Annotated in this window: 20 protein-coding genes, 1 tRNA gene and 1 pseudogene; 17 read left to right on the top strand and 5 right to left on the bottom strand. The window is 59.6% G+C overall.

Annotated elements, in window-relative coordinates:
- Positions 1-175: 175 nt before the first annotated feature.
- The 4 genes from GN234_RS13330 to GN234_RS13315 all read right to left on the bottom strand — a co-directional run bounded on the left by GN234_RS13330 (position 176) and on the right by GN234_RS13315 (position 1,735).
- Positions 176-670, bottom strand: a complete 495-nt coding sequence (locus GN234_RS13330; RefSeq protein ID WP_176688584.1) for a PIN domain-containing protein — start codon at positions 668-670, stop codon at positions 176-178.
- Between the two features lies 1 nt (position 671).
- Entirely contained in the window at positions 672-965 is a 294-nt protein-coding gene (locus GN234_RS13325; protein ID WP_176688583.1) for a hypothetical protein, read from the bottom strand.
- A gap of 24 nt (positions 966-989) precedes the next feature.
- Complete coding sequence (locus tag GN234_RS13320; RefSeq protein WP_163855246.1) at positions 990-1,319, bottom strand: hypothetical protein; 330 nt, start codon at positions 1,317-1,319, stop codon at positions 990-992.
- A gap of 331 nt (positions 1,320-1,650) precedes the next feature.
- Positions 1,651-1,735 (bottom strand) — tRNA-Leu (locus GN234_RS13315).
- 108 nt (positions 1,736-1,843) lie between these two features.
- Between GN234_RS13315 and queA the strand changes: the two are divergent.
- The 6 genes and pseudogenes from queA to GN234_RS13285 all read left to right on the top strand — a co-directional run bounded on the left by queA (position 1,844) and on the right by GN234_RS13285 (position 7,927).
- Positions 1,844-2,893: pseudogene (queA, locus tag GN234_RS13310) on the top strand (tRNA preQ1(34) S-adenosylmethionine ribosyltransferase-isomerase QueA).
- A 14-nt stretch (positions 2,894-2,907) separates the two neighbouring features.
- Positions 2,908-4,023 carry a tRNA guanosine(34) transglycosylase Tgt gene (tgt, locus tag GN234_RS13305; protein WP_176689588.1) on the top strand — a complete coding sequence of 372 codons (1,116 nt, stop codon included), beginning with the start codon at positions 2,908-2,910 and terminating at the stop codon, positions 4,021-4,023.
- A 43-nt stretch (positions 4,024-4,066) separates the two neighbouring features.
- Positions 4,067-4,405, top strand: a complete 339-nt coding sequence (yajC, locus tag GN234_RS13300; protein ID WP_003197982.1) for a preprotein translocase subunit YajC — start codon at positions 4,067-4,069, stop codon at positions 4,403-4,405.
- A gap of 63 nt (positions 4,406-4,468) precedes the next feature.
- Positions 4,469-6,337: a protein translocase subunit SecD gene (gene secD / locus GN234_RS13295; RefSeq protein ID WP_176688582.1), complete on the top strand. Its 1,869-nt coding sequence runs from the start codon at positions 4,469-4,471 to the stop codon at positions 6,335-6,337.
- Between the two features lie 9 nt (positions 6,338-6,346).
- A complete protein-coding gene (secF, locus tag GN234_RS13290) occupies positions 6,347-7,261 on the top strand; it encodes a protein translocase subunit SecF (protein WP_109753611.1) in 915 nt (304 codons plus the stop codon).
- A gap of 117 nt (positions 7,262-7,378) precedes the next feature.
- Entirely contained in the window at positions 7,379-7,927 is a 549-nt protein-coding gene (locus GN234_RS13285) for a glycine zipper 2TM domain-containing protein (protein ID WP_109753612.1), read from the top strand.
- Between the two features lie 266 nt (positions 7,928-8,193).
- On the opposite strand, the gene suhB is transcribed toward GN234_RS13285, so the two are convergent.
- Positions 8,194-9,012: a type III secretion system regulator SuhB gene (gene suhB, locus GN234_RS13280; protein WP_003185165.1), complete on the bottom strand. Its 819-nt coding sequence runs from the start codon at positions 9,010-9,012 to the stop codon at positions 8,194-8,196.
- A 144-nt stretch (positions 9,013-9,156) separates the two neighbouring features.
- On the opposite strand from suhB, the gene trmJ reads away from it, so the two are divergent.
- The 11 genes from trmJ to ndk all read left to right on the top strand — a co-directional run bounded on the left by trmJ (position 9,157) and on the right by ndk (position 17,018).
- Complete coding sequence (gene trmJ / locus GN234_RS13275) at positions 9,157-9,927, top strand: tRNA (cytosine(32)/uridine(32)-2'-O)-methyltransferase TrmJ (RefSeq protein ID WP_109753613.1); 771 nt, start codon at positions 9,157-9,159, stop codon at positions 9,925-9,927.
- Between the two features lies 1 nt (position 9,928).
- The gene (gene cysE, locus GN234_RS13270) at positions 9,929-10,705 is read left to right on the top strand and encodes a serine O-acetyltransferase (protein WP_109753614.1); all 777 of its coding nucleotides are present in this window, start codon (positions 9,929-9,931) and stop codon (positions 10,703-10,705) included.
- A 262-nt stretch (positions 10,706-10,967) separates the two neighbouring features.
- Positions 10,968-11,459, top strand: a complete 492-nt coding sequence (gene iscR / locus GN234_RS13265) for a Fe-S cluster assembly transcriptional regulator IscR (RefSeq protein ID WP_003185160.1) — start codon at positions 10,968-10,970, stop codon at positions 11,457-11,459.
- Positions 11,460-11,509: 50 nt separating this feature from the next.
- Positions 11,510-12,724, top strand: coding sequence for an IscS subfamily cysteine desulfurase (locus tag GN234_RS13260; RefSeq protein ID WP_109753615.1), 1,215 nt, complete (start codon positions 11,510-11,512; stop codon positions 12,722-12,724).
- A 43-nt stretch (positions 12,725-12,767) separates the two neighbouring features.
- On the top strand, positions 12,768-13,154 hold the full coding sequence (gene iscU, locus GN234_RS13255) for a Fe-S cluster assembly scaffold IscU (protein ID WP_003185157.1): 387 nt from the start codon (positions 12,768-12,770) through the stop codon (positions 13,152-13,154).
- Positions 13,155-13,178: 24 nt separating this feature from the next.
- Complete coding sequence (gene iscA / locus GN234_RS13250; protein WP_122568811.1) at positions 13,179-13,502, top strand: iron-sulfur cluster assembly protein IscA; 324 nt, start codon at positions 13,179-13,181, stop codon at positions 13,500-13,502.
- A gap of 8 nt (positions 13,503-13,510) precedes the next feature.
- Positions 13,511-14,032, top strand: a complete 522-nt coding sequence (gene hscB, locus GN234_RS13245) for a co-chaperone HscB (RefSeq protein ID WP_003197997.1) — start codon at positions 13,511-13,513, stop codon at positions 14,030-14,032.
- A gap of 50 nt (positions 14,033-14,082) precedes the next feature.
- A complete protein-coding gene (gene hscA, locus GN234_RS13240; protein ID WP_116831517.1) occupies positions 14,083-15,945 on the top strand; it encodes a Fe-S protein assembly chaperone HscA in 1,863 nt (620 codons plus the stop codon).
- A gap of 3 nt (positions 15,946-15,948) precedes the next feature.
- Positions 15,949-16,290: an ISC system 2Fe-2S type ferredoxin gene (gene fdx / locus GN234_RS13235; RefSeq protein ID WP_092402602.1), complete on the top strand. Its 342-nt coding sequence runs from the start codon at positions 15,949-15,951 to the stop codon at positions 16,288-16,290.
- A 13-nt stretch (positions 16,291-16,303) separates the two neighbouring features.
- Positions 16,304-16,504 (top strand): Fe-S cluster assembly protein IscX, encoded by a 201-nt coding sequence (iscX, locus tag GN234_RS13230; protein ID WP_109753617.1) that lies wholly within the window; start codon positions 16,304-16,306, stop codon positions 16,502-16,504.
- Between the two features lie 88 nt (positions 16,505-16,592).
- Entirely contained in the window at positions 16,593-17,018 is a 426-nt protein-coding gene (gene ndk / locus GN234_RS13225) for a nucleoside-diphosphate kinase (protein ID WP_042727994.1), read from the top strand.
- Positions 17,019-17,029: the final 11 nt, after the last annotated feature.

Raw genomic sequence — 17,029 nt, 5'->3', positions numbered from 1 at the left:
TAACAGAGATTTACGAGTCAACCTGAGGCGGGCCAAAAGGTGGGGAAGGGATACCCGTTGCAAACGTGCCTGTCCATCTCTGCCAGATTCGCTCGATTTCGATTTATAGATTCACGTGTGTCCTTGGCAACTGTTTAACCATCTCCCGATAGTTTTCCCAATGGCCCACTCGGCCTTAAGATGCAAGTGCTCTTATCATCGCCAGTGAGTAAACGTTTCCCTCACCAGATCCCCATAATAGAGGGGATAGTCGGTCGTCGGCGGTGAATATTAAATGGGTGGATGACAGCTCGATTAGCTTGGAGTCAGTCAATCCAAATTGCGGAAGGTAGGGGTTGTGTAAATCGTCGTTGAGATTGGAGTCTATCTCTTTGAATGTTTCAAAGATGGTTCTGGCAATTTCAAAGGCTTTCTCTTGAGCATATCCCTTTAAATCTAGAAGATTGGAGACCTCTGCGGCAATGTATTTCGTTGTGTAGCCCTCTCCAAATGGTTGGATGGCTTTGAGCAACAAATCATAGTCGCCAACGCTAAAGTCTTTCAGCCTCTTTGAGCTCGAGATGAACCTGCCTTCTTCTACGCTGCCAATTATTAGCAATAGCAGAAGGTTGGTATCAATAATTATGTTTCTTTTGTGATTGGGTACCGATCTTTTTTTGTTTTTGGCCATCTTATTGGCCTTTGTAGCGTTTGAATCCCTTGAGTGAACCATCTTTAGATGAAACTAAAAAAGTCTTGTATTCTTTCCGTTTGCCCAAAACAGTGGCCAATTCAAAAAGCGGCGTTCTGGTACGCGTTCCTGAGATTGGAGAGGGGGTGCGGTCGACATCGTAGCTAAAGGTAACCTCATACCGCGAATTGTCATCTGAAATGACAATCTCCTCCAGAACGATGTTACTTGCTCCCTGTACAAAATCATTGAAGCCATTACGGGCAGCCGCTTCAGCCATTTTAAAGTCGATCATGATTTCCTCCTGTCGGGGTTCGGTTCAAAGAACATCCCGCAGATAATCCCTCAGAATGATAGCTGGAGCATAAAGCCCCTCGGTCGTCTGTGCAGCACCAAAATTTTTTGCCAAACGATGCAGCTCACCACCAAGCACCGTATCCACCCCACCAACCGCCCCCAATGCCAAATCCAGGCATCGTCCGATTTCGCCCTGAATCCCAGCCACATCGCCCCGGCGTATCAACAACTCAAAAACCTCACGGTCGCAACTGCCCATCAACGGATCATCTCGCAGAATCGGGCTGTGGCCTTCCGTCTCATAAGCCAGCTTGAGGGAGTAAAGAGCGACCGTTTCCAGCAGCAATTCCATGGGGTGAAATCCTTTGTGACTGGGTGAGGAGGGTGGGGTGGAGTTGGGTTGATGGTTTATGCCTTGGCGGTGGTAGCTCGGAGTATCGGTGGGGGCAGTGACATTTTTGTGAGCGCTTTGCGCTCAAGCGGGAGCAAGCTCCCTCGCCACGGGTTCTTTTACTGACCACAGATTCTTCCGTGCCACAGGTTTGGTATTTGGGGCCGCTTCGCGGCCCAGCGGGGATAAATCCCCTCGCCACAAAGGGTGCGGGGATCGGCTGAGGTCACGGCTAACCCACTTTCCTTCAGACGAAAAAAAAGACCTTGAATTTCAAGGTCTTTCTTTAAGATGGTGCCCCGAGGGAGACTCGAACTCCCACTCCTTTCGAAAACGGATTTTGAATCCGCCGCGTCTACCAATTCCGCCATCAGGGCTCAATGGCGGCGAAGTATAGAGAGGTGCCTACCGTTGGTCAATCACGTTTCATGGTGAATTTTTGATATTTCCGCTAGACTTTCCGGCCCTGCTAGACGAACCCCATCATGCGTGTTGCTGACTTTACCTTCGAACTCCCGGATTCGCTGATCGCTCGCCACCCTCTGGCCGAGCGTCGCGCCAGTCGACTGTTGACCCTGGACGGGGTCAGCGGTGCCATGGCTCACCGTCAATTCACTGATTTGCTTGAGCATTTGCGCCCGGGCGATTTGATGGTGTTCAACAATACCCGGGTGATTCCGGCGCGCTTGTTTGGCTAGAAGGCCTCCGGCGGCAAGCTGGAGATTCTGGTGGAGCGGGTGCTGGACAGTCACCGTGTGCTGGCCCATGTGCGCTCCAGCAAGTCGCCCAAGCCCGGTTCGTCGATCTTGATCGACGGCGGTGGTGAGGCGGTGATGGTGGCGCGGCATGATGCGTTGTTCGAGCTGGAATTTGCCGAAGAGGTGTTGCCGCTGCTCGACCGTGTCGGGCACATGCCGTTGCCTCCTTATATAGACCGCCCGGACGAAGGTTCGGACCGCGAGCGGTATCAGACCGTGTACGCCGAGCGCCTGGGGGCGGTGGCGGCGCCGACGGCGGGGCTGCATTTTGATCAGCGGTTGCTGGAGGCGATTGCCGCCAAGGGCGTGGAGACGGCGTTCGTGACGCTGCACGTCGGCGCCGGCACGTTTCAGCCGGTACGTGTGGAGCGCATCGAAGATCACCACATGCACAACGAATGGCTGGAAGTGAGCCAGGATGTGGTCGACGCCGTGGCGGCCTGTCGTGCGCGCGGTGGTCGGGTGGTGGCGGTGGGGACCACCAGCGTGCGCTCCTTGGAAAGCGCCGCGCGCGATGGCGTGCTCAAGCCGTTCAGTGGCGACACCGATATCTTTATCTACCCGGGCCGGCCGTTTCATGTGGTCGATGCCCTGGTCACCAATTTTCATTTGCCCGAATCCACGCTGTTGATGCTGGTTTCGGCGTTCGCCGGTTATCCCGAAGCCATGGCTGCCTACAAGGCCGCCGTCGAGCATGGATACCGCTTTTTCAGCTACGGTGATGCGATGTTCATCACCCGTAACCCCGCGCCACGCGGACCCGAGGAAACAGTATGAGTCGCACCTGTCGCATGTCCTTCGAGTTGCTCGCCACCGATGGCAAGGCTCGTCGCGGTCGTCTGACCTTCCCCCGCGGTACCGTGGAAACCCCGGCGTTCATGCCGGTGGGCACCTACGGCACGGTCAAGGGCATGCTGCCGCGTGACATCGAGGCGATTGGCGCGGAAATCATCCTCGGTAATACCTTCCACCTGTGGCTGCGCCCAGGCATGGAAGTGATCAAGGCCCACGGCGACCTGCACGATTTCATGCAGTGGAAAGGCCCGATCCTGACCGACTCCGGCGGCTTCCAGGTGTTCAGCCTGGGCGCGATGCGCAAGATCAAGGAGGAGGGCGTGACCTTCGCTTCTCCGGTGGACGGTTCCAAGGTGTTCATGGGGCCGGAAGAGTCGATGCAGGTGCAACGCGACCTGGGCTCGGACATCGTGATGATCTTCGACGAATGCACGCCGTACCCGGCCGATGAAGACGTGGCGCGGGTGTCCATGGAGCTGTCGTTGCGCTGGGCCCAGCGTTCGAAGAACGCCCATGGCGACAACACCGCGGCGCTGTTCGGCATCGTCCAGGGCGGCATGCACCGCGACCTGCGCATGCGCTCGCTCGAAGGCCTGGACAAGATCGGCTTTGACGGCCTGGCGATTGGTGGCCTGTCGGTGGGTGAACCCAAGCACGAAATGATCAAGGTGCTCGATTACCTGCCGAGCGAAATGCCCGCTGACAAACCTCGTTACCTTATGGGCGTTGGCAAACCGGAAGATCTGGTTGAGGGTGTGCGCCGCGGTGTGGACATGTTCGATTGCGTGATGCCAACCCGTAATGCCCGCAATGGGCATCTGTTCATCGACACTGGCGTGCTGAAGATCCGTAACGCGTTCCATCGCCATGATGATTCGCCGCTGGATCCGACGTGCGATTGCTACACCTGCCAGAACTTCTCCCGCGCTTATCTGCATCATTTGGACAAGTGCGGCGAAATGCTCGGCAGTATGCTCAATACCATCCACAATTTGCGCCATTACCAGGTGCTTATGGCTGGTTTGCGCGAGGCTATTCAACAGGGTACATTGGCCGCCTTTGTCGAGGCCTTCTATGCCAAGCGCGGGTTGCCTGTACCGCCCTTGGACTGAGTTTTCCGATCCCTAGATTCAATACTTGCAACTGGAGTGCTAAATGAGCTTTTTTATCTCTAATGCCATGGCTGACGCGGCTGCACCTGCTGCTGCCGGCCCTATGGGCGGCGGTTTCGAGTGGATTTTCCTGGTCGGCTTCCTGGTCATCTTCTACCTGATGATCTGGCGTCCACAGGCCAAGCGCGCCAAAGAGCAGAAGAACCTGCTGAGCAACTTGCAGAAGGGCGATGAAGTGGTCACCACCGGCGGTATCGCTGGCAAGATCACCAAAGTGGCTGATGACTTCGTGGTACTGGAAGTGTCCGACACTGTTGAAATGAAGTTCCAGAAGGGCGCTATCGCGGCCACGCTGCCAAAAGGCACGCTGAAAGCGATCTAAGTAACAACTTCTATTCAATCGACGGGGCGCGCAAGGCGCCCCGCGTCATAAGCGGGCGGCGTGATGCTGAACAAATACCCTCTGTGGAAATATGTACTGATCCTGGCGGTGCTGGCGGTCGGTCTGATTTATTCCGCTCCCAATCTATACCCGGATGACCCGGCCATTCAGGTCAGTGGCGCAAGCACTGCGCTGCAGGTCACCCAGGCCGATCTGGACCGTGCGAGCGCTGCGCTCAAAGCGTCCAATATCGACGTCAAGGCTGCGTCCATCGCCGAAAACGGCAAGGGCGGCCTGTTGCGTCTGGTCAAGGCTGAGGACCAACTGCCAGCCAAGGACGTGGTGCGCAAGGCGTTGGGCGACGATTACGTTGTGGCCCTGAACCTGGCCCAGACCACTCCGCAATGGCTGCGCAAACTCGGCGCGCATCCAATGAAGCTGGGTCTGGACTTGTCCGGCGGTGTGCACTTCCTGCTGGAAGTGGACATGGAAAAAGCCCTCGACGCGCGGATGAAAGTCTACGAAGGCGACGTCAAGAGCTTGCTGCGCAAAGAGCGCCTGCGTTATCGCAGCCTGCCGCAACTCGACGGTGCCATTCAGTTGGGCTTCAGCGATGAAGATACCCGCGAGCAGGCCCGTGCGCTGATCCGCAAGAATTTCAACGATTTCGACATCGTGCCGGCCGACCTCAATGGTCAGGCGGTGCTGCGTCTGGCGATGACCCCGGCCAAGCTGGCGGAAATCCGCGAATACTCCATCAAGCAGAACTTGACCACGGTACGTAACCGCGTCAACGAACTGGGTGTGGCCGAGCCGATCGTGCAGCGCCAGGGCGCCAACCGCATCGTGGTTGAGCTGCCGGGTGTGCAGGACACCGCCGAAGCCAAGCGTATCCTCGGCAAGACCGCCAACCTGGAATTCCGCCTGGCCGCTGAGCCGGGTGCTTCCAAAGCGACGTCCGAGAGCTTCGAGTTCCGCGAGGGCAATCGCCCGGCGGCGCAGATCGAGCGTGGCCTGATCATCACCGGTGACCAGGTAACCGACGCCCAGGCGGGCTTCGACGAGCAGGGTCGCCCACAGGTGAACATTCGCCTGGACGGCCATGGCGGCGAACTGATGAGCCGCGCCACGCGCAGCAACGTCGGGCGCAGCATGGCGGTGATCTTCATCGAGCAGAAGCCGATCACCACCTACACCAAGCAAGTGGTCGACGGTGTCGAGAAAGACGTCGCGGTGCAGGCCTTCAAGGAAGAGAAGAAGATCATCAGCCTGGCGACCATCCAGTCGCCGCTGGGCAGCCAGTTCCGCATCACCGGCCTGAACGGCCAGGGTGAATCCTCGGAGCTGGCCCTGCTGCTGCGTGCCGGTGGTCTGGCCGCCCCGATGTACTTCGCCGAAGAGCGCACCATTGGCCCGAGCCTGGGTGCCGACAACATCACCAAGGGTATCGATGCTTCGCTGTGGGGCATGCTGTTCGTGTCGCTGTTCATCATCGCTATCTACCGCTTCTTCGGCATCATCGCCACCGTCGCGCTGGCGGTGAACATGGTGATGCTGCTGGCGCTGATGTCGCTGCTGGGGGCCACGCTGACCCTGCCGGGTATCGCCGGTATCGTGTTGACCATGGGCATGGCGGTGGACGCCAACGTGCTGATCTTCTCGCGGATACGTGAAGAGATCGCCGCGGGCATGTCGATCCAGCGGGCAATCAACGAAGGCTTCGGCCGGGCATTCACCGCGATCCTCGACGCCAACCTGACTACATTGCTGGTGGGCGGGATTCTCTTCGCCATGGGCACCGGCCCGGTCAAGGGCTTCGCAGTGACCATGTCCCTCGGGATCTTTACCTCGATGTTCACGGCCATCATGGTGACCCGCGCAATGGTCAACCTGATCTTTGGCGGTCGTGACTTCAAGAAGTTGTGGATTTAAGGGGCTGCCATGTTACGTACAATCAACTTCATGGGCGTTCGCAACGTTGCGTTCGGCGTCACATTGTTCCTTACCGTACTGGCGTTGTTCAGCTGGTTCCACAAGGGCCTGAACTACGGCCTGGACTTCACCGGCGGTACGCTCATCGAGCTGACCTACGAGCGTCCGGCCGACGTCACCAAGGTGCGTGAGCAACTGGCGACGTCGGGCTACAGCGATGCCATCGTGCAGAGCTTCGGTGCGACTACCGACCTGCTGGTGCGCATGCCGGGTGAAGACCCGCAGTTGGGCCACCAAGTGGCCGAAGCCTTGCAGAAGGCTGGCGGCGACAACCCGGCCCAGGTCAAGCGCGTCGAGTTCGTCGGCCCGCAGGTGGGTGAAGAGCTGCGCGACCAGGGCGGCCTCGGCATGCTGATGGCGCTGGGCGGCATCCTGATCTACCTGGCCTTCCGCTTTCAGTGGAAGTTCGCGGTGGGCGCCATTGTCTCGCTGATCCACGACGTGATCGTGACCGTGGGCATCCTGTCGTTCTTCCAGATCACCTTCGACCTGACGGTGCTGGCGGCGGTGCTGGCGATCATCGGCTACTCGCTCAACGACACCATCGTGGTGTTCGACCGGGTGCGTGAGAACTTCCGTGTGCTGCGCAAGGCCTCGCTGATCGAGAACATCAACATCTCGACCACCCAGACCCTGCTGCGGACCATGGCGACGTCGATCTCCACTTTGCTGGCGATTGCAGCGCTGCTGTTCTTTGGTGGCGACAACCTGTTCGGTTTCTCCATCGCGCTGTTTGTCGGTGTGTTGGCGGGTACTTACTCGTCGATCTACATCGCCAACGTGGTGCTGATCTGGCTGAACCTGAGCACCGAGGACCTGATTCCTCCTGCGGCCACCGAAACGGAAGTGGACGACCGCCCGTAAGGCTTGTCGCTCCATCCGTCACTGCTCAAAAGGCGCGAGTTGAACTCGCGCCTTTTTTTGTGCTCCAAGGCTGGGAGAAGCGCGGATTAATCCGCTTGTGATGGTCAGGAGGTTCAAGTGAACAAATCGATGCTGGTTGGTGCGGTATTGGGTGCTGTCGGTGTAACTGCCGGTGGTGCGGTCGCGACCTACAGCTTGGTAAAAAGTGGCCCTGAGTATGCGCAAGTATTGGCCGTGGAACCGGTCAAGACCCAGATCAAGACCCCGCGTGAAGTGTGCAAGGACGTCACCGTGACTCGGCAGAAGCCAGTCCAGGACCAACACCAGATCGCCGGCACCGTGATCGGCGCCCTGGCCGGTGGCCTGCTGGGTAACCAGGTCGGCGGCGGCACCGGCAAGAAAATCGCCACCGTGGCCGGCGCAGCTGGCGGCGGTTATGCCGGTAACAAGATTCAGGAAGGCATGCAGGAACGCGACACCTACACCACCACCCAGACTCGCTGCAACACGGTCAATGACATCAGCGACAAGGTTGTGGGCTACGACGTTCGCTACATGCTCGACGGCAAGGAAGGCAAGGTCCGTATGGACCGTGACCCGGGCAACCAGATCCCGGTGAACAAGGAAGGCCAGCTGATCCTGGGGCAGAACGAACCGGCTCAGTGATCCATCCGCTATGAAAAAAGCACCCTTCGGGGTGCTTTTTTTATGCCCGCATTTTATGGCTCATCCCTCAAATATCCTGTGAAATGGCTGTGGGAGCAAAGCTTGCTCGCGATGCAGTGGCGCACTCAACAGAGAGGCCACCTGACCCACCGCCATCGCGAGCAAGCTTTGCTCCCACAGTCTTTGCTCCCACAGTGGTTCGGCTGTGGCAAAATCCAGGCATAAAAAAAGCACCCCGAAGGGTGCTTTTTTGTGTAGCCGGTTGCTTAGCGCTTCAGCGAAGCCGGCAAGTGCGGCTGGATAGCTGTCAGCACAGCCTTGAAGCATTTGGTGTTGCCGGCAACGATGTGGCCTTTTTCAAGGAAGTCGTGGCCGCCGGTGAAGTCGCTCACCAAACCACCGGCTTCCTGGATCAGCAGGGCGCCTGCGGCCATGTCCCACTCGGACAGGCCCGATTCCCAGAACGCATCGAAACGGCCAGCCGCCACGTAGGCCAGGTCCAGGCTCGCAGCGCCGGCGCGGCGGATGCCGGCGGTCTGACCGACCAGGGCGCGGAACATGCCCAGGTAGTTATCCAGGTTATCCATCTGGTCGTCACGGAACGGGAAACCGGTACCCAGCAGGGCGCCGTCCAGGCTGGTGCGGCCGCTGACGCGCAGGCGACGACCGTTCAGTTGGGCGCCACGGCCACGGCTGGCAGTAAATTCTTCCTGGCGAACCGGGTCCAGCACGACGGCGTGTTCCAGGCGGCCGCGGTATTTGCAGGCGATGCTGACAGCGAAGTGAGGAATGCCACGCAGGAAGTTGGTAGTGCCGTCCAGCGGATCGATGATCCACAGGTACTCTTCGCCTTCGATGCCCGTACCGGCGTGCATGCCGGTCTCTTCACCGAGGATCGAGTGGTTCGGGTAAGCCTTGCGCAGGGCGTCGACGATTTTTTGCTCGGCGGCGCGATCAACCTCGGACACGTAGTCCTTGGCGTCTTTTTCATCGACCTTGATGGTATCCAGGCGCTCGATGGAGCGGAAGATCAGTTCACTGGCGCTGCGGGCGGCGCGCAGCGCGATATTCAGCATGGGCTGCATGGATGTGTCACCTAAGGTTGTTAAAGAAAGCCGCGCATTCTATCAGAAAGTTTTCCGAGGAGAAGGTTGGTGTTCGCTTTCATAGCTTAACGGTAGGTGCTTATGTAAGATTTGCTCCCTTTATCGTGTTCGAGAGCGCCTCCCTTGTTGCAGAACATTCGTGTCGTCCTGGTCAATACCAGCCATCCGGGTAACATCGGCGGAGCTGCGCGGGCCATGAAGAACATGGGCTTGTCGCGGCTGGTGCTGGTCGAACCGCGCCTGTTTCCCCATCACGAGGCTGATGCCCGTGCCTCCGGCGCCGGCGACATCCTTGCCAATGCCCAGGTCGTCGCCACCCTCGAAGATGCCCTGGTGGGTTGCAACCTGGTGCTCGGCACCAGCGCCCGCGACCGCCGTATCCCCTGGCCGCTGCTCGACCCCCGCGAATGCGGCACCAAAGTGGTCGAGGAGGCCGCGCAAGGCTTTGAAATCGCCCTGGTGTTCGGCCGTGAAGACTCCGGCCTGACCAACGACGAGCTGCAGCGATGTCACTTTCACGTGCATATCCCTTCCGACCCCGAGTTCAGTTCCTTGAACCTCGGGGCGGCGGTGCAGGTGTTGAGCTATGAAGTGCGCATGGCCTGGCTGGCGGCTGAAGGGCAGCCCAGCAAGGTCGAAAAAACCGAAGTCACGTCGCCGCGCAGTGAGACAATGGCGACCATGGACGAACTGGAGCGATTCTATGAGCACCTGGAGCAGACCCTGGTGGACATCGAGTTCCTCGACCCGGAAAAGCCGCGACACTTGATGGCGCGCCTGCGTCGGTTGTACGGACGAAGCTCGGTGAGCCGGGCGGAGATGAATATATTGCGCGGCATCCTCACGGAAACCCAGAAGGCGGCCCGTGGCGAGCTGATTAAGCGGAAGAAATAAAATGTTCGAACGTTTGCGTGAAGATATCCAAAGTGTTTTCCATCGTGACCCGGCGGCGCGCAATGCCTTTGAAGTGCTGACCTGCTATCCCGGGATGCACGCGATCTGGATCCATCGTTTGTCCGGCGCCTTGTGGAACATGGGTTGGAAGTGGCTGGCGCGGCTGGTGTCGAACTTCGGCCGTTGGCTGACCGGGATCGAGATCCATCCCGGGGCCAAGGTCGGTCGCCGGTTCTTCATCGACCACGGCATGGGCATCGTCATCGGCGAAACCGCCGAGATCGGCGATGACGTGACCCTGTACCAGGGCGTGACCCTCGGCGGCACCAGTTGGAACAAGGGCAAGCGCCACCCGACCCTGGAAGACGGCGTGGTGGTGGGCGCCGGCGCCAAGGTGCTCGGGCCGTTCACGGTAGGGGCGGGGGCGAAAGTCGGCTCCAACGCCGTGGTCACCAAGGCGGTGCCGCCTGGCGCGACCGTGGTCGGTATTCCGGGGCGGATCATCGTCAAGTCCGATGACGAGCAAGACGCCCGGCGCAAGGCCATGGCCGAGAAGATCGGCTTCGACGCCTACGGTGTCGGCGAAGACATGCCCGACCCGGTGGCCCGAGCCATCAACCAGTTGCTCGATCACCTGCAAGCCGTCGATGGGCGCCTGGAGGGGATGTGTGGGGCCCTGAAGGAGCTGGGGAGTAATTACCGTGCCAAGGATCTGCCTGAACTGCGCGAGGAAGATTTCGCGTGTGTGAAGGACAAGGATGAGACTCAGGCCAGCTGAGCCGAGGCGCCTGCATCGCGGGCAAGCCTTGCTCCCACAAAACCTTGCCCCACAGGAGTCCTGTTTCGCAGGCGTCCTGTGGGAGCAAAGCTTGCTCGCGATGAACGATAACGCGGTATAGCTGGTCGTTAGTCGCCTACCTTTGCTATCATGCGCGCGCTCTTTCGCGGGTAAACCCGAGTAACCCACTAGGTCTTATACTTGACTTAAATACTCGGGAATTGCATACTCGCCCCCATTCCGAACTCCGTGGTAATTGTCCATGCGACTGACTACAAAAGGCCGATACGCCGTGACCGCGATGCTGGATCTGGCATTGCACGCGCAGCACGGGCCGGTGTCCCTGGCCGATATCTCCGAGCGCCAGGGCATTTCCCTGTCTTATCTTGAGCAGCTGTTCGCCAAACTGCGCCGTAGCAACCTGGTTTCCAGCGTTCGCGGCCCGGGTGGCGGCTACCAGCTGTCGCGCGACATGCAGGGCATCCAGGTTGCCCAGGTGATCGATGCGGTGAACGAATCGGTCGATGCGACCAAATGCCAGGGCCTTGGCGACTGCCATGGCGGCGATACTTGCCTGACCCACCACTTGTGGTGCGACCTCAGCCTGCAGATCCACGAATTTCTGAGCGGTATCAGCTTGGCTGACCTTGTAACTCGCCGTGAGGTGCAAGAAGTAGCCCAGCGTCAGGACCAGCGCCGTTGCAATAGCAAGGCGCCGCACCTGGACAAGATTGAAGCGTCCGCCGTCGAATGACCGCCGCAGAGCAAGCGGAACGCCAGCCAGCCTGATTTAGGAGAGAGTCCATGAAATTGCCGATTTACCTTGATTACTCCGCGACCACCCCGGTTGATCCGCGTGTCGCGCAAAAAATGAGTGAATGCCTGCTGGTCGACGGAAACTTCGGTAACCCGGCGTCCCGCTCCCACGTGTTCGGCTGGAAAGCCGAAGAGTCGGTCGAAAACGCCCGTCGCCAGGTCGCCGACCTGGTCAACGCCGACCCGCGTGAAATCGTCTGGACCTCCGGTGCCACCGAGTCCGACAACCTGGCAATCAAGGGTGTCGCGCACTTCTATCACACCAAGGGCAAGCACCTGATCACCTCCAAGATCGAGCACAAGGCTGTCCTGGACACCATGCGCCAACTGGAGCGTGAAGGCTTCGAAGTCACCTACATCGAACCGGGTGAAGACGGCATCATCACTCCAGCCATGGTGGAAGCCGCGCTACGCGACGACACCATCCTGGTTTCGATCATGCACGTGAACAACGAAATCGGCACCGTCAACGACATCGCGGCCATCGGCGAACTGACCCGTTCCAAGGGCATCCTGTTCCACGTCGACGCGGCGCAGTCCACCGGCAAGGTCGCGATCGACCTGTCGCAGCTGAAAGTCGACCTGATGTCGTTCTCCGCCCACAAGACCTACGGTCCTAAAGGCATCGGCGCCCTGTACGTCAGCCGCAAGCCGCGCGTTCGCCTCGAAGCGACCATGCACGGTGGCGGTCACGAGCGTGGCATGCGTTCCGGCACCCTGGCGACCCACCAGATCGTCGGCATGGGCGAAGCCTTCCGCGTGGCCAAGGAAGACATGGCTGCCGAGAACGTGCGCATCAAGGCCCTGAGCGACCGTTTCTTCAAGCAGGTCGAGCACCTGGAAGAGCTTTACGTCAACGGCAGCATGATCGCCCGCGTACCGCACAACCTGAACCTGAGCTTCAACTATGTTGAAGGCGAGTCGCTGATCATGGCCCTCAAGGATCTGGCCGTGTCGTCCGGTTCGGCATGCACCTCGGCATCGCTTGAGCCTTCGTACGTACTGCGCGCCCTGGGTCGCAACGACGAACTGGCCCACAGCTCGATCCGCTTCACCTTCGGCCGCTTCACCACCGAAGAAGAAATCGATTACGCCGCGCAGAAAGTCTGCGAGGCCGTCACCAAGCTGCGCGCTCTGTCGCCGCTGTGGGACATGTACAAAGACGGCGTCGACATTTCGAAAATCGAGTGGGCGGCGCACTGAAGAAGTCGCCACCAGAGCGACTCACTGATGAGGATTGAAGCAAATGGCATATAGCGAAAAGGTCATCGACCACTACGAGAACCCGCGCAACGTCGGCAAGATGGACGCGCAGGATCCTGATGTTGGCACCGGCATGGTCGGCGCCCCGGCGTGCGGCGACGTGATGCGCCTGCAGATCAAGGTCAACGAGCAAGGCATCATCGAAGATGCCAAGTTCAAGACCTACGGCTGCGGTTCCGCCATCGCGTCCAGCTCCCTGGCCACCGAGTGGATGAAGGGCAAGACCCTTGATGAGGCCGAAACCATCAAGAACACCCAGCTGGCTGAAGAACTGGCCCTGCCGCCCGTGAAGATCCACTGCTCGGTACTCGCCGAAGACGCCATCAAGGCCGCCGTTCGCGATTACAAGCAGAAGAAAGGCTTGATCTGATCTGTGCACAGGTAAGGAGTTTCCATGGCTATCCAGATGACAGAAGCGGCAGCTAAGCATATCCAGCGCTCCCTCGCGGGGCGCGGCAAGGGCGAGGGTATCCGCCTGGGTGTTCGCACCACGGGCTGCTCTGGTCTTGCCTATGTGCTGGAATTCGTCGACGAAGTGGGCGAAGACGATCAGGTATTCGAGAGTCATGGTCAGAAAGTGATCATCGACCCGAAAAGCCTGACGTACCTGGACGGCACCGAGCTGGATTTCGTCAAGGAAGGGTTGAACGAAGGCTTCAAGTTCAACAACCCCAACGTGCGCGGTGAATGTGGCTGCGGCGAAAGCTTCAACATCTGAGGCGGCTTGTGGGTACTCCTTGTCATTTTGCTTTGTTCCAGATGCAGCCTGCGTTCCAGCTGGATCTCGACCAGTTATCCGCGCGTTACCTGGAATTGGCCCGTGGTGTCCACCCGGACCGTTTTGCTGACGCCTCCGAAGCTGAACAGCGGCGGGCGCTCGAGCAGTCTGCGAACCTCAACGAGGCCTACCAGACGCTCAAGAGTCCTGCCAAGCGCGCGCGTTACCTGCTCGCCATCAGCGGCCATGAGCTGCCCCTGGAAGTCACGGTCCACGATCCCGAGTTTCTTTTGCAGCAGATGCAATGGCGCGAAGAGCTCGAAGACCTGCAGGACAGCGCCGACCTGGCCGGTGTCGCGGTATTCAAGCGCCGCTTGAAAGACGCCCAGCACACATTGAACGAAAGCTTCGCAGCCTGCTGGAACGATGCCGCGCAACGCGAACAGGCCGAACGCCTGATGCGGCGCATGCAGTTCCTCGACAAGCTCACCTATGAAGTGCGCCAGCTCGAAGAGCGCCTCGACGATTAACCCAGTGCCGCTCCGGTCGCACGCCTGATTACAGATAAGTCCTGATTACGATGGCCCTACTGCAGATCGCCGAACCCGGCCAAAGTCCACAACCGCACCAGCGTCGCCTGGCTGTCGGGATCGACTTGGGTACCACCAATTCCCTGGTCGCTGCCTTGCGCAGCGGTCTTTCCGAACCGTTGGCCGACGAGCAGGGGCGGGTGATCCTGCCTTCCGCCGTGCGTTATCACGCCGATCGCGTCGAAGTGGGCGAGTCGGCCAAGCTGGCCGCCGCTACCGATCCGCTGAACACCATTGTCTCGGTCAAGCGCCTGATGGGTCGTGGTCTGTCCGACGTCAAGCAATTGGGCGATCAACTGCCGTACCGCTTCGTTGGCGGCGAATCCCACATGCCGTTCATCGAAACCGTGCAGGGCCCGAAAAGCCCGGTAGAGGTTTCCGCCGATATCCTCAAGGTGTTGCGCCAGCGTGCCGAAGCGGCGTTGGGCGGTGAGCTGGTGGGCGCGGTCATTACCGTCCCGGCCTATTTCGATGACGCCCAGCGCCAAGCCACCAAGGATGCCGCCAAGCTGGCCGGCTTGAACGTGCTGCGCCTGCTCAACGAGCCGACCGCCGCTGCGGTGGCGTACGGCCTCGACCAGCACGCCGAAGGCCTCGTAGCTATCTACGACCTGGGCGGCGGTACCTTCGATATCTCTATTCTGCGCCTGACCGGCGGAGTCTTCGAAGTCCTGGCTACCGGTGGCGACAGTGCCCTGGGCGGCGATGACTTCGATCACGCTATTGCTGGCTGGATCATCGAGCAAGCGGGCCTGTCCGCCGATCTCGATCCGGGTGCCCAGCGTCACTTGCTGCAAACCGCCTGCGCGGCCAAGGAAGCCTTGACCGACGCTGCGACGGTTGAAGTCGTCTACGGCGACTGGAAAGCCTCGCTGACCCGTGAAGCCTTCGATGCCCTGATCGAACCCATGGTCGCCCGCAGCCTCAAGGCTTGCCGCCGGGCCGTGCGCGATTCCGGCGTGGAGCTGGAAGACGTCAAGGCCGTGGTCATGGTCGGTGGTTCAACCCGCGTGCCTCGAGTTCGCGAAGCCGTTGCCGAGGCCTTTGGCCGCCAGCCGCTGACCGAAATCGACCCAGACCAAGTGGTCGCCATCGGCGCCGCGATCCAGGCCGATACCCTCGCCGGTAACAAGCGCGATGGTGGCGAGCTGCTGTTGCTCGACGTGATTCCGCTGTCCCTGGGCCTGGAAACCATGGGCGGCCTGATGGAGAAGGTGATTCCACGCAACACCACCATCCCCGTTGCCCGCGCCCAGGACTTCACTACTTATAAAGACGGCCAGTCGGCGATGATGGTCCACGTGCTGCAAGGCGAGCGTGAACTGATCAGCGACTGCCGTTCCCTGGCGCGCTTCGAATTGCGCGGCATCCCACCGATGGTGGCGGGTGCGGCGAAGATCCGCGTGACCTTCCAGGTCGATGCCGATGGCCTGCTCAATGTCTCCGCTCGCGAACTGGGTTCGGGCGTCGAGGCGAGCATCCAGGTCAAGCCGTCCTACGGCCTGACCGACGGCGAAATCGCCAAGATGCTCAAGGATTCCTTCCAGCACGCCAGCGACGACAAGGTGGCCCGCGTGCTGCGCGAGCAGCAGGTCGACGCCCAGCGCCTGATCGAAGCCGTGCAAGGTGCCCTTGAAGCCGACGGCGAGCGCTTGCTCGACGCCGAAGAGCGCATGGTCATCGAGCTGCAAATGCAGGAACTGTCCGAATTGATCAAGGGCACCGATGGTTATGCCATCGAGCAGCAGACCAAGCGTCTGTCGCAAGTCACCGATGCCTTTGCTGCCCGCCGCCTGGACTCGACGGTGAAAGCCGCCCTGGCGGGGCGCAACCTGAATGAAATCGAGGAGTAACTGATGCCGCAGGTGATTTTTCTGCCCCACGAGAAGTTCTGCCCGGAGGGCATGGTCGTGGAGGCTGAGCCCGGGATTTCCATTCTCGAGCTGGCCCATGAGCATCACATCGAGATGGAAAGTGCCTGTGGTGGCGTCTGTGCGTGCACCACCTGCCATTGCATTATTCGCGAGGGCTTCGATTCGCTGGAAGAAGCGGATGAGTTGGAGGAAGATTTCCTCGATAAGGCCTGGGGCCTGGAAGCCCAATCGCGGCTGGGCTGCCAAGCCATCGTCGGTACCGAAGACCTGACCGTCGAAATCCCGAAATATTCGCTTAACCATGCGGCTGAAGCGCCGCACTGATGGTGACACTGTCATGAGCTATGGTTGGAATGATGTACAACGCATCGCAGAAGAACTGGCCGAAGCCAAGCCGGACGTGAATCCGCTGACTGTGAATTTTGTCGATTTGCAGCGCTGGATCATGGAGCTGCCCGATTTCGACAATACCTCTGGCCGTTGTGGCGAGAAGGTCTTGGAAGCGGTCCAGACGCTCTGGATCGAAGAAATCGACTGATCTACCCGGCAGGTTAGGCAATACCCCTGAACCCGCGTATAATTCGCGGGTTTAATTTTTCGCAAATTACCGTTTCTGGAGTTACACCATGGCTGTTCAACGTACTTTCTCCATCATCAAGCCTGACGCCGTTGCTAAAAACGTGATCGGCAAGATCGTTACCCGCTTCGAAGACGCTGGCCTGCGCGTTGTAGCTTCGAAAATGAAGCAACTGTCCAAAGCCGAAGCCGAAGGCTTCTACGCTGAGCACAGCGAGCGCGGTTTCTTCGGTGAACTGGTTGCCTTCATGACTTCCGGTCCGGTTGTCGTTCAGGTGCTGGAAGGCGAAAACGCTATCGCTCGCAACCGTGAGCTGATGGGCGCTACCAACCCTAAAGAAGCCGCTGCCGGTACCATCCGCGCTGACTTCGCCGAGTCGATCGACGCCAATGCCGTCCACGGTTCGGACTCCGAAGCCGCTGCCGCTCGCGAAATCGCTTACTTTTTCTCCGCTACTGAAGTAACCACTCGCTAAGCCCAGGCTTT

It is taken from the genome of Pseudomonas bijieensis (genome assembly GCF_013347965.1).
In the GTDB taxonomy this organism is placed as follows: Bacteria; Pseudomonadota; Gammaproteobacteria; order Pseudomonadales; family Pseudomonadaceae; genus Aquipseudomonas; species Aquipseudomonas bijieensis.
Note: the sequence above shows the minus strand (reverse complement) of the source record. Positions and strands in the feature narration are given on the sequence as shown.